Annotated in this window: 13 protein-coding genes; all 13 read left to right on the top strand. The window is 41.4% G+C overall.

Features of this window, described 5'->3' with window-relative positions; all coding sequences use genetic code 11:
* The first annotated feature begins 7 nt into the window (after nt 1-7).
* The 13 genes from larA (at nt 8) to LFUMFP_RS06250 (ending at nt 12,661) form a co-directional block, all read left to right on the top strand.
* Entirely contained in the window at nt 8-1,282 is a 1,275-nt protein-coding gene (larA, locus tag LFUMFP_RS06310; protein WP_025082422.1) for a nickel-dependent lactate racemase, read from the top strand.
* Between the two features lie 22 nt (nt 1,283-1,304).
* Nucleotides 1,305-2,075, top strand: a complete 771-nt coding sequence (larB, locus tag LFUMFP_RS06305; RefSeq protein WP_025082421.1) for a nickel pincer cofactor biosynthesis protein LarB — start codon at nt 1,305-1,307, stop codon at nt 2,073-2,075.
* Complete coding sequence (gene larC / locus LFUMFP_RS06300) at nt 2,075-2,878, top strand: nickel pincer cofactor biosynthesis protein LarC (protein ID WP_025082420.1); 804 nt, start codon at nt 2,075-2,077, stop codon at nt 2,876-2,878. Before larB ends, larC begins: the two co-directional genes overlap by 1 nt.
* Nucleotides 2,860-3,330, top strand: coding sequence for a nickel pincer cofactor biosynthesis protein LarC2 (gene larC2 / locus LFUMFP_RS06295; RefSeq protein WP_106483275.1), 471 nt, complete (start codon nt 2,860-2,862; stop codon nt 3,328-3,330). The genes larC and larC2 overlap by 19 nt, the downstream gene beginning before the upstream one ends.
* Before the next feature lie 22 nt (nt 3,331-3,352).
* On the top strand, nt 3,353-4,066 hold the full coding sequence (larD, locus tag LFUMFP_RS06290; RefSeq protein ID WP_025082418.1) for a D/L-lactic acid transporter LarD: 714 nt from the start codon (nt 3,353-3,355) through the stop codon (nt 4,064-4,066).
* Nucleotides 4,067-4,080: 14 nt separating this feature from the next.
* Nucleotides 4,081-4,386 carry a hypothetical protein gene (locus LFUMFP_RS06285; protein WP_106483274.1) on the top strand — a complete coding sequence of 102 codons (306 nt, stop codon included), beginning with the start codon at nt 4,081-4,083 and terminating at the stop codon, nt 4,384-4,386.
* A 16-nt stretch (nt 4,387-4,402) separates the two neighbouring features.
* Nucleotides 4,403-5,239 (top strand): ATP-dependent sacrificial sulfur transferase LarE, encoded by an 837-nt coding sequence (gene larE, locus LFUMFP_RS06280; RefSeq protein ID WP_025082416.1) that lies wholly within the window; start codon nt 4,403-4,405, stop codon nt 5,237-5,239.
* A 266-nt stretch (nt 5,240-5,505) separates the two neighbouring features.
* Complete coding sequence (locus LFUMFP_RS06275) at nt 5,506-6,672, top strand: cysteine desulfurase family protein (protein ID WP_025082415.1); 1,167 nt, start codon at nt 5,506-5,508, stop codon at nt 6,670-6,672.
* A 61-nt stretch (nt 6,673-6,733) separates the two neighbouring features.
* Nucleotides 6,734-7,075 carry a DUF1831 domain-containing protein gene (locus LFUMFP_RS06270; protein WP_025082414.1) on the top strand — a complete coding sequence of 114 codons (342 nt, stop codon included), beginning with the start codon at nt 6,734-6,736 and terminating at the stop codon, nt 7,073-7,075.
* A gap of 348 nt (nt 7,076-7,423) precedes the next feature.
* Nucleotides 7,424-8,569, top strand: a complete 1,146-nt coding sequence (mnmA, locus tag LFUMFP_RS06265) for a tRNA 2-thiouridine(34) synthase MnmA (RefSeq protein WP_025082413.1) — start codon at nt 7,424-7,426, stop codon at nt 8,567-8,569.
* Nucleotides 8,570-8,823: 254 nt separating this feature from the next.
* Nucleotides 8,824-9,579 (top strand): ABC transporter ATP-binding protein, encoded by a 756-nt coding sequence (locus LFUMFP_RS06260; RefSeq protein ID WP_025082412.1) that lies wholly within the window; start codon nt 8,824-8,826, stop codon nt 9,577-9,579.
* A complete protein-coding gene (locus LFUMFP_RS06255; protein WP_106483273.1) occupies nt 9,580-11,199 on the top strand; it encodes a hypothetical protein in 1,620 nt (539 codons plus the stop codon).
* A 127-nt stretch (nt 11,200-11,326) separates the two neighbouring features.
* Nucleotides 11,327-12,661, top strand: a complete 1,335-nt coding sequence (locus LFUMFP_RS06250) for an FAD-dependent oxidoreductase (protein WP_106483272.1) — start codon at nt 11,327-11,329, stop codon at nt 12,659-12,661.
* Nucleotides 12,662-12,730: the final 69 nt, after the last annotated feature.

The raw sequence follows: 12,730 nt of genomic DNA, 5'->3' as shown, positions 1-12,730 counted from the left end.
CTCAAGTTTGGTAGCCATTAAATTACCTTACGATCAAAAAACGATTACCGCGCACATTGCAGATACCAATTTTGCCGGTCAACTCGTTTCTAAAGCAGCAACATATCAAAATCCAATCAGTGAACAAGCAACGGTTGAAGCATCACTCGACCAACCCATCGACAGTCCCAAGTTGGAAGAACTCGCAAAAGGCAAAAAGAATATCGTCATTATTAGTTCTGATCATACCCGTCCAGTGCCGTCACACATTATCACCCCGATTTTATTACGGCGGATTCGTTCGGTGGCACCTGACGCGCGTATTCGGATTTTAGTGGCCACTGGTTTTCATCGCCCATCAACTCACGAAGAATTGGTTAACAAATATGGCGAAGACATCGTCAACAATGAAGAAATTGTCATGCACATTTCGACTGATGATAGTTCGGTCGTTAAAATTGGCCAATTACCTTCAGGTGGCGATTGTCTCATCAATAAAATTGCCGTTGGCGCTGATTTATTAATTTCAGAAGGCTTTATTGAATCACATTTCTTCGCCGGATTTTCCGGGGGACGTAAATCGGTTTTACCTGGGGTTGCGTCATATCGGACGATTATGGCCAATCATTCTGGTGAATTTATTGATTCGCATTATTCGCGAACGGGTAATTTAAACCATAATCCAGTTCATAAGGATATGGTTTATGCCGCTAAAACGGCTGGTTTGAAATTTATTTTAAACGTTGTTTTAGATGAAGATAAGAAGATTATTGGTTCTTTCGCCGGTAATTTGGAAACGGCCCATAAAACTGGTTGTGACTTTGTCGAAAGCCTTTCACAGGTGGCAAAAATTGATTGCGACATCGCCATTTCAACCAACGGTGGTTATCCACTCGATCAAAATATCTACCAAGCCGTTAAAGGGATGACCGCGGCCGAAGCAACGAACAAAGAAGGCGGCGTCATCGTGATGGTCGCCGGTGCACGTGATGGTCATGGTGGCGATGGTTTCTACCATAATATCGCTGATGTGAACGATCCTAATGAATTCTTGGAAGCCGCGATTCATACACCCCGGTTAGAAACGGTTCCCGATCAATGGACATCTCAAATTTTGGCACGGATCTTAGTCCATCACCATGTGATCTTCGTGTCAGATTTAGTCGATCCTCAACTCATTACCGATATGCATATGGAATTAGCGACGACCTTGGAACAAGCAATGGCTCGGGCCTATGAAATTGAAGGGCAAGCGGCTAAAGTCACTGTTATTCCGGATGGTTTAGGGGTCATTGTTAAATAATTAATAGAAAGAATTGACTAGTTTGAAAACAACGGATGAATTACAGCAATTACTAACCGCCGTCGCCCATCAAGAGATTGGCGTTGATCAAGCGGCCCAACAACTGCAACAACAACAGACAATCGATGATTTAGGTTTTGCCAAAGTCGATTTGAGCCGGCAACGGCGCAATGGTTATCCGGAAGTGATTTATGGCGCGGGCAAAACCGCTGAACAAATTATCGGGATTATCGGTTCTTTAAAACAACATGCGGAAAATATTTTATGTACGCGGGTTTCACCGGTCAAGTTTGCGCTTATTCAACAAGTTGAACCGACCGCTCAGTACCATGAAATGGCACAATGTGTTGTTTTAACGGTTAAAGCGATTCCGCAAACAACGACCACGATTGCGGTGGTCACCGCGGGGACGTCTGATATGGCCGTGGCCGAAGAAGCGGCGTTGACCGCGGAAGTCTACGGCAATCGGGTTAATCGGATTTACGATGTCGGCGTGGCTGGGATTCATCGGTTGTTTGAACATCTAGATGAGATTCGCCAAGCGCAAGTGGTGATTGTCGTTGCGGGGATGGAAGGCGCGCTGGCTAGCGTTGTTGGTGGTTTAATCAATCGACCGCTGATTGCCGTGCCCACGAGCATTGGTTACGGGACTAATTTTGGTGGACTGACCGCTTTAATGACCATGTTAAACAGTTGTGCTTCCGGGATTACCGTCGTCAATATTGATAATGGTTTTGGTGCTGGGTATGCGGCGAGCATGATGAACCATTTAAATTCAGGGGAGAAAAATTAATGAAGACACTTTATTTAGACGCTTTTTCAGGAATTAGTGGTGACATGTTTGTTGGTGCGTTGTTAGATTTAGGCGTGGATTTCAACCAGTTTGAAACTGAATTGGCCAAGCTGAACGTCACGGGCTATCACTTACAGGCAACCCGAATTGCTAAGAGTAGTATTTATGGCACCGATTTTGATGTTCAATTAACGGCTGTTCAAAAAGATACGGGTTTTGTTGAACACCATCACGATCATCCGCATACAACTCATGAGCACGATCATCATCATCAAAACGCGCGCCATTTAAGTGAAATCTTAACGTTGATTGATAATAGTGACTTAAGTGATTACGTCAAAAAGAACGCTAAACAAGTTTTTACCGAAATTGCGCAAGCCGAGGCGGTCGTTCATCAAGTCCCCGTTGCCGAAATTCATTTTCACGAAGTTGGTGCGCTCGATTCAATTGTCGATATTGTCGGTGTATTTGTCGCACTAGAGTTGTTAGGCGTTGGTCAAGTTTATTCGTCTGAATTAACAGATGGCAGTGGCTTTATTCACGTGGCCCACGGCATGATGCCAGTTCCCGTACCAGCCGTGATGCAAATGCGGGTCAATAGTCAGGTGCCGATTAAACAGAATCCCGAAATTCAGACTGAATTAATTACACCGACTGGGATGGGAATCGTCAAAACAATCGTCAACCAATTTACGGCCATTCCTGCTGATCAAACGATTTTGAAAGTCGGTTATGGTTTTGGTAAACGGGAGACTAACCAGTTAAATGCGTTACGCGTTTTATTGTGCGAAAAAAAAAACTAAGCCAACAAATTGTGCAACAATCAGCAGATCAAATTCAGATGTTGGCAGCCAACATTGATGACCAGTCGGCTGAAAGTGTGGCACCGGTAATTGAGTTATTGATGGATGCCGGGGCGCTTGATGCGTTTTTTACCCCAATCCAGATGAAGAAGAACCGGCCTGCGACCCAGTTGACGGTCATGTGTCATCCTGCTGACCAACAAAAGATGACTTATCTGATGTTGAAACATACGAGCACAGTCGGGGTGCGCTATCAAATTTGGCAACGCACTGTGATGCCGCGCGATTTTATCACCGTCACCACTGAATACGGCGATGTGCGGGTGAAGGTCGTGACTTATCAGGATATTCAGAAATACAGCCCAGAGTTTGCGGATTGTTTAGCAATTGCTAAAGCGCAAAATCTGGCATTAAATCAAGTTTATATCGCTGTTTATCAGCAATTAAAATAGTTATTATATGGAGGAAATTATTGTGATTCATCAGTTATTAGCAGAATTTATGGGCACCGCTCTTATGATTGTTTTTGGGGTTGGGGTCCACAGTGACGAAGTTTTAAAAGGATCAAAATATCGTGGGTCTGGCCATTTATTTTCGATTACGACGTGGGGTTTTGGGATTACCGTCGCCCTCTTTATCTTTGGCGACGTGTCCATTAACCCAGCCATGGTCTTAGCCCAATGTGTGTTAGGCAACATTCCATGGATGATGTTTATTCCTTATTCCGTTGCCGAAGTCCTCGGTGGGGTTGTCGGTGCAATCATCGTTTATATTATGTATACCGATGAATTTAAAGCCTCAGAGGGCAATATCGATCCAGTCGCTGTTCGCAATATTTTCTCAACGGCCCCTGGTATCCGCAATTTACCTCGGAATTTCTTTGTCGAATTTTTTGCAACCTTTGTCTTTATTGCGTCAATCATTGCGATTACACAAATTAAAACACCTGGGATTGCGCCAATCGCCGTTGGTCTGCTCGTTTGGGCCATCGGGATGGGGATGGGCGGCCCAACCGGTTTCGCGATGAACCTAGCGCGGGATATGGGACCACGGATTGCCCATGCCATTTTACCCATTAAAAATAAAGCTGATTCAGATTGGCAATACGGGATTATTGTTCCAGGAATCGCCCCATTTGTTGGTGGCTTATGTGCGGCACTCTTTATGCACGGATTCTTTGGCTATTAAGGGAGGCTTGACCAATGACAGAACAATATCAACAAACTAAAAGTATGATGTTGGCACTTTTTGATGTCGCCGCACACGCCTCACAAACTGAGACGATTTCAACGAGTTTAATCGAGGCCCAACAAGCATTATTATCCATTGAACAACTATTTAGTGGTTTGACTGAACAACAACAAGTGACTGAACAACCGCAGTATCACCAATTAATTGGGGCTGCTTCAGATTTAAATTTAACGTTGATCAAAAGTTTAGACCATAATAATTTAACTTATGCGGATCAAATTCAAACCGAATTAACCGCACTTGAACAACTAATATAGGAAGAAGTCATTAATCATGAAGACATTATCAGAAAAACAAGCAAGTTTGGTCGCTAATTTAAAACAAATGAATAAAGTCATTGTCGCCTTTTCTGGTGGGATTGATAGCACACTCGTCTTAAAAGCAGCACTTGATACATTAGGTAAAGCTAACGTATTAGCCGTTGTTGCGAATTCAGAATTATTTACCGATGAAGAATTTAATAAAGCCGTTGATTTGGCTGAAGCATTGGGTGCGAACGTTTTAACGACTGAATTAAACTATTTAGCCAATTCAGAAATTGCCAATAATACTCCTAAGACTTGGTACTACAGCAAACAATTATTCTATCAACGGTTAAATCAAATTGCAGCCGACAAGGGTTTTGACCATGTTTTAGATGGCATGATTATGGATGACAATTCAGATTTCCGGCCAGGTTTACGGGCGCGGGATGAAGCCGGGGCTGAAAGTGTCTTACAAGCCGCTGGTTTCTATAAGATTGACGTCCGTCAATTAGCAAAAAAATTAGATTTAAACAACTGGAACAAAGTCGCTAGTTGTTCGGTCTCATCGCGCTTCCCATACAACACTGAATTAACATTAGCCAAGATTAACCAAGTCATGACCTCTGAAAGATTCTTGCGTGATTTAGGCTTTCCAACGGTGCGCGTACGTTATCATGAAGCAATCGCCAGAGTTGAAGTGCCAGAAGCACAAATCGCTGAATTTTTAACGCATAGTGTTCAAGTCAACCAAGCTTTACAACAAGCTGGTTTTGAATTTGTCACGGTCGATTTAGCCGGTTTCAAGAGTGGTCGGATGAACGAGACCTTAACTGAAACGCAAAAAGCAGCGTTGATGACAGCTTAATGTTGATCAAGCTGTGACAGAACTCGGTTATCAATTGAGTATCAAATTAAAAAAGCGAGTTATCCTGAACTTGAACTTAAGGATAACTCGCTTTTTTGACTTGAACGGAAATTGATGAGTGATGACACGCGTTTAAGAAATGTATAAATCCCTAAAATTATCACAGTGCGCTATTTTTATTTAATTGTGATTAAGTGTTTTGGGCGTAACTTTCGGATAATCTATGCTAAACTAAATAAGATACTTTTTAAAATGAGGCGAAAAAATTGGAACATATCTATTTAGACAACGCAGCAACCACTCCGATGGCCCCTGAGGTCATTCAAACGATGACCGACCAAATGGTCAACGATTTCGGAAATGCGTCGAGTACGCATTATTTTGGACGTCAGGCGCATACTGTTTTAGATAACAGTCGACATATTTTAGCGCAAAGCATTCAGGCCAAGGATAACGAAATTATTCTGACCAGTGGTGCGACAGAAAGTAATAATACTGCGATTTTAAAAACCGCGATGCAACGCGCCGGTGAAGGCAAACGCCTGATTACGACGGCGATTGAACACCATTCAGTTTTAAAACCAATGGCTTATTTAGAAACGCAAGGTTTTGATGTCGTTTACTTACCCGTGAACGAACAAGGCGTGATTAATTTAGCGGATCTAAAAGCGGCTTTAACGCCAGACACGATCTTAGTGTCAATCATGATGGGTAACAATGAAGTCGGCAGTCATATGCCAATTCATGAAATTGGTCAATTGGTACATGAATCGAACGCTTGGTTCCACACCGATGCCACCCAGACTTATGGTTTATTGGACATCGACGTGCAAGCGGATCAGATTGATTTCTTATCGGTTTCGGCCCATAAAATCAACGGGCCCAAGCAGATTGGGTTCTTGTACGTCAACGACGCAATTCATTTGCCATCTTTATTATTGGGGGGCGAACAAGAAAAGAAACGCCGCGCTGGGACGGAAAATATTCCGGCCGTCGCTGGTTTTGCCAAGGCGGTTGAATTATTAACACCCGCGGTCAAGGCTGAACACCAGGCTCAATATACGGCCTTCAAGCAACAAGTTTTAGAGACATTGAAGGCTAACCAGGTCGCTTTTGAAGTCAATGGTGGCTTAGGTGCGGATCGTGTTCAGCACGTTTTGAATTTGTGGATTAAAGGCGTTTCGACCTATGTCTTACAAATGAACCTTGATTTAGCTGGTTTTGCCGTTTCCGGTGGCTCAGCTTGTACCGCTGGTGATTTGGAACCGTCACACGTGCTAATCGCGATGTATGGGAAAGAAAGTCCCCGTGTCGCCGAAAGTGTTCGAATCAGTTTTGGTAAGGATACGACGGCAGCGCAACTCGACGCCTTTTGTGCAACGTTAACTAAAATCGTTGAGAAGAATTTAGCAAAGCAACACGCTAAAGACTAGGCAGCGCTTACTAGCTTATGCTAAAATAGAACTTGAGAACGATTTAATGGAGGTTATTCAAATGGTTTTATTAAAAGAAGCAGCAACGGTTTTGGGCGATTCGACAACTTATCGATTAAATCCGGCCGTTAAGAAGTATACCTTACGGGATGTTGGGTTTGTGCCCACTAATAACGGCAATTTCCAATTGGAACGCCCATTAGATCCTAAATCACCGTTCAATGCAGCGATTAAATTAAAAATCACGATTGAAAAAGAACTAAAGACTTTTAAAATGTCAATTACGTCACCAGACGGGTTGCACGCGGTTGATATTTTTAAAAACGAACAAAATGCGGCGAATGTTGAACAATTTAATTTTATTATTCAACATCTAATGGATCGGGATATTTTAGTTAAATAAGTAAGTGCTAACGCAAGTTGGTCAGACTTTGAGGATTAACCTAGAAATCAGCGTTATGATTTTGTAGTTAACCGGAAAAGGCTACTTGAGGAGCACGTTAAATAAATGAGTGTGTTGGGTTGCGGTCAGCAACTGAGCATTAACAAGAAATTCCCAGTTATCTTGGTTTTTAAGATAATTGGGAATTTTAGGTTAAGCGGAGGTTGTCCGTTTCCTGAAACTGTTTACTTATGAAAAGTCAGTGTAATAATTTGAAAATTTTGCTGTGATTGTTATAATAGAGTTTACTGGAATTCACGACCTTCAACTCGTAGAAAACTAGAATCTATTTGAAATGATGGTGATATTGTGGAAGACCACAGTCATACACGTGTAGTCGTCGGCATGAGCGGCGGCGTGGATTCATCCGTTACAGCCCTCGTATTAAAGCAACAGGGGTACGATGTAATTGGTGTGTTCATGAAAAATTGGGACGATACGGATGAAAATGGTGTCTGTACCGCGACTGAAGATTATGAGGATGTCGCGAAAGTTGCGGCCAAAATTGGCATTCCTTATTATTCAGTTAACTTCGAAAAAGAATATTGGGACCGGGTGTTTGAATATTTCTTAGACGAATATAAACATGGTCGGACGCCTAATCCGGATGTCATGTGTAACAAAGAGGTTAAATTCAAAGCCTTCTTAGATTATGCAATGGAACTGGATGCTGATTTTATTGCGATGGGGCATTATGCCCAAATCGAGCGCGATGCTCAAGGGATTGCGCACATGTTGCGCGGTGGCGATAGCAATAAGGATCAAACTTATTTCTTGAGTGCGTTATCGCAAGATCAATTACAAAAAGCAATGTTTCCGATTGGCCATATGCAAAAATCAGAAGTGCGGCGTTTAGCTGAAGAAGCTGGTTTGGCAACGGCTAAAAAGAAGGATTCAATGGGAATTTGTTTTATCGGCGAACGGAATTTCAAACAATTCTTAGGTGAATATTTACCCGCACAACCCGGTAAAATGTTGACTGTAGATGGTGTTGAAAAAGGCACCCATGATGGTTTGATGTATTATACAATCGGCCAACGTTCCGGTCTTGGTATCGGTGGCGGTGGTGATTCCAATGACCCTTGGTTTGTCGTGGGCAAAGATTTAGCCCAAAATATTTTATATGTCGGCCAAGGTTACCACAACCCGTTGTTGTATGCGGATAAGTTAGATGCTGCTAATATTTCTTGGATCACACCGATTGATCACGGCACCGATTTCCACGTGACCGCGAAGTTCCGTTATCGTCAGCAAGACGTTGGCGTGACCGTCCACATGACTTCTGAAACGACCGCAACGGTGGTCTTTGACGAACCAGTGCGTGCGATTACACCGGGTCAAGCCGTTGTGTTCTACGACGGTGCTGAATGTCTAGGTGGCGGCACGATTGATATTGCTTACAAAAATGTTCAAATCGACAACCAAGTCGAAAGTACTGTTTTACAATATATCTAAATCAGTAGTGTGTTGAGGTGTGGGTAGCAACTCAACAGCACATTGTTAATTGGACTAAAGCCTTTCAAGTTAATATAAGAATATGTACTAGAAATAGTCTCACACCAGGTTTCATCGGTGTGAGACTATTTTTTTGATTAGAAATGTCAGGCAGAGTACAATTTTTTGAGAATACCCTAATAGTAACGAAATGTGAAAGCGCTATTCTCTTGTGCTATAATGAAAAAAATAATATGACCAGTTGGGGGAAAAAGATGAAACTAACTTTAACAAATGTGACTAAAAAATTTGATCAACAAACCATTATTGATGACGCTTCTTTTACGTTTGAAAAGGGTAAAATATATGGTTTATTAGGGCGTAATGGTTCAGGGAAGACGACGCTCTTTAATTGTATTTCACGCAACTTACCGTTAGATGGTGGCCAAATTGCGTTTGATGAAGAGGGCGTATCGCGCCAGAATTATGAAAATACCGACGTGGGGTTTGTCTATGCAACTTCGCATTTACCAGGTTTTTTAACCGGTTATGAGTTTGTTAAATTTTTTATCGAGGTCAATCAAGCCCGCATTCAAGGGATTCAAGATCCCAGTGTTTATTTGTTAGAGGCGGGGATTGAAGAAAAAGATCATCATCGTCTTTTAAGAGACTACTCGTATGGCATGCATAATAAAGTACAAATGCTAGTCACAATGATGGTTCATGCCGATGTTTTATTATTAGATGAACCGTTGACGTCGTTTGATGTCGTCGCCGCCCATGAAATGAAAAAATTGATTATCGCACAGAAAGAAAATTCAGTGGTTATTTTCTCGACGCATATTTTACAATTGGCCCAGGATTTATGTGATGAGATTGTTCTTTTACACGACGGTAAATTAACTAGTATTTCAGCTGAACGAATTCATGATGCTAATTTTGAAGAGGAAATTATCGCTTTACTTTCAACAAATTCTGAAAAACAGCAAATGGTTTCAAAAACGGTTGTTCCAAATGAAGCAGGTGAGTAAATGGCAGAATTTATGCATCTCATTCAACTTTATAGCTTCATGCAGCGAATTCAGTTAACCCGTAAAATTAACGGTTTATTATATTACATACGCAAAATACCGCTCATTGGGAAACGAATTCCGGCAACCATTTTTCAATACTATGACATTAAGCACGGTTTATTCATTCTTGGCGCAATCGTATCGATTCTATTTAAATTACTATTGAAATTTATTTGGATTGCCGTCGGAGTTGGTATTATGATTCTGATTAAAAGTATCACTAATTTTAGCGGACTCAATGGCCCAATGGTTGCCGGACTCATTTTATGGTTTGGGGCTGTGCCTTTGTTATCGAGAGCAATCGAAGGCTTCATGCAATCATTTTATCAGTCTGAACTGGATTTTATTAACTATTTTCAGATTGCCCCTAGAGATGTGCTTTGCATGAAGACTTTTGTCGAACCGCTAAGGGAAAGTTTATTTTATCTGCCTGTATTTGTCGTATCGGCGTTTATTCTTGGCAATTTTTGGATCGTACCTGTCGGATTATTAGGTTATTTAGGTTTTGCAGCCTTTTTCTTTTATCAGGCGCGACTTATTCGGATGCTTGCTAAGTGGCCGCGTTTCGTACTCTCAGGGTCTGTTTATGGGGCAATCATCGCAGCGCTTGGATTGATTTTATGGCAGAATTATTTTTCAATAATGTATCAAGTGCTCTTTAGTTTTTGGGGCTGTTTAGGGTTGCTACTATTCGTGGTTGGGGCCAGTTTATTATTGATTCATGATGATCAAGAAAGTTACAGTCGAGTGCTAATGCGTACGACTGGTTTATTTTCGGAATCCAAAAAAACAAAACGTGAAACAAATGCCTATTTTGGAGAAGGCTTACGGATTCAAAAAGAACTGCAATTTGTAGAAGGTGAAAAAAGTCAGCTAAAAGGGAATCACTATTTAAATGCACTTTTATTCACACGATATCGTGCGGCTTTAAATAAAAGTTTAAAGTGGCGCTTGTTATGGATTTTCGTGGGTGGTGTGGGTTTAACGATTCTAATGTATTTCTTACCGAAAAGTGCGGATAATGAAAAAATATTTATTAATCAGTTACCCGTATTATTTTTTTTGATGTATCTTTTAGGCTTTGGGAAAAAGATCGTTCAAATATTATTTATTAACTGTGATGCGGCATTATTGTTTTATCCGTTTTATCGTAAACCAAAAACAATTTTGCAAGGTTTCTATTATCGTTTTTGGAAGACTTTTTATTATAATGGGATTCTCTCAGTTAGTATTTTGGCGATGTTTTTACTGGTGAATATTGTTAATGGTTTCTTTTTAGGAGGTCTTTTCTTTGGCCTACTGGTTTTCTTACTGGTCAGCCTGTCATTTTTATTGTCTTTTCATGAGTTGTTTGTGTATTATATCTTACAGCCGTTTTCGAGTGATTTGGCGGTGGTCAATCCAGCCTACAAAATTATAAGTGGCGTTTTCTATTGGGTGGCTTACATGAGTCTTCAAATCAAATCATCTGGTCTGATTTATTGTCTGCTGGTTTCCGGCGTTAGTTTAATGCATGTCGCCATTGGGGTCATCGTTATCTGGAAAAAAGCGCCCCAGACCTTTAAGTTTAAAGGGTAGTATTTATTGTAAAGGCCTCTTTGTTGACATTCGGAAACTATATAGCGTACAATACAATTATGCACAGATGTGTAATGATTCACAAACTAATAACATTAAGTGGTTTAACTAAATAGGAGGCTCTATCATGAAAGTAGCAGTAATTGGTTGTACACACGCAGGAACATTTGCAGCACAGGAAACATTGACTAACCATCCAGATTGGGATGTCACGGTTTACGAAAGTCATGATAACTTATCATTCTTGTCATGTGGGATTGCTTTATGGGTCGGCGGCCACGTTGCCCATCCAGAAAAAATGTTTTATGCGACGCCAGATACTTTGGCGCAATTAGGCGCACACATGAAGATGCAACACACTGTTTTAGAAACGAATTTAGCTGATAAAACCTTAAAAGTTAAAAATTTAGTGACTGGTGATGAATCAGTTGAACAATTTGATAAAATTATCGTTACAACGGGTTCATCGCCTGTGATTCCACCAATCGAAGGGATTGATAATCCGCGGGTTAAACTTTGCAAGAATTGGAACCATGCTAATGAATTAAAGAAGAGTGCGGCTGACGTTAAGAGCGTCGTTGTGATTGGTTCTGGTTATATCGGTGCTGAATTGGCGGAAGCCTATGCGACAATCGGTAAAGAAGTGACATTGGTCGATGCACTACCTCACGCTTTGGGTAAAAACTTTGACACCAATATCTCTGAAATTGTGGAACAAGATTATCGTGATCATGGTGTCACACTAGCTTTGAATGAAAAAGTGGTTAGCTTTAATGGAACTGATCAAGTAACGGTTAAAACGGACAAAGGCGCTTATACGGCTGACATTGCCGTCTTATGTGTCGGATTCAAACCGAATACTGGTTTGTTCAAAGGCCAAGTTGAGATGTTAGGCAATGGGGCCATTATCACCGATGAATACATGCAAACGTCCGTTAAAGATGTTTATGCAGCAGGGGATTCTTCAACTGTCTTCTACAACCCAACTCAAAAACCAGATTATATTCCATTGGCAACCAATGCGGTTCGCCAAGGACTCTTGATCGGTCGGAATATTGAAACACCAACTGAGAAATATATGGGGACTCAAGCAACAAGTGCCGTTGAATTGTTCGGTCGGACTTATTCAGGAACTGGTTTAACGGTCGAAGGGGCTAAGGTTCGCGGCATTGAAGTGGCGACAACAACGCTCGAACAAGATTACCGTCCTGACTTTATGCCTTCAACAACTTCGGTTCTAATGAACCTGATGTGGAGTCCAGAGACACGCCAAGTTTTAGGGGCGTCATTTACAAGTCAATATGATATTGCGCAAGCGGCGAACGTCGTATCAATGGCGATTCAAACTAAGATGACGATTGATCAATTAGCGATGGTTGATATGTTCTTCCAACCTAACTATGACCAACCCGTTAATTACGTTAACGCGATTGCCATGCAAGCTGTTGCTGAAAGTAAATAAATTAAAAGCGTAAGAATTTAATTTCTTACGCTTTTTTAGTGCCGCGCGACTTGAATTTATGGCAGGACT

Source organism: Latilactobacillus fuchuensis, from assembly GCF_900258455.1.
GTDB lineage: Bacteria > Bacillota > Bacilli > Lactobacillales > Lactobacillaceae > Latilactobacillus > Latilactobacillus fuchuensis.
The sequence above is the reverse complement of the archived record's forward strand: the minus strand, read 5'-3'. Positions and strand labels throughout refer to the sequence as shown.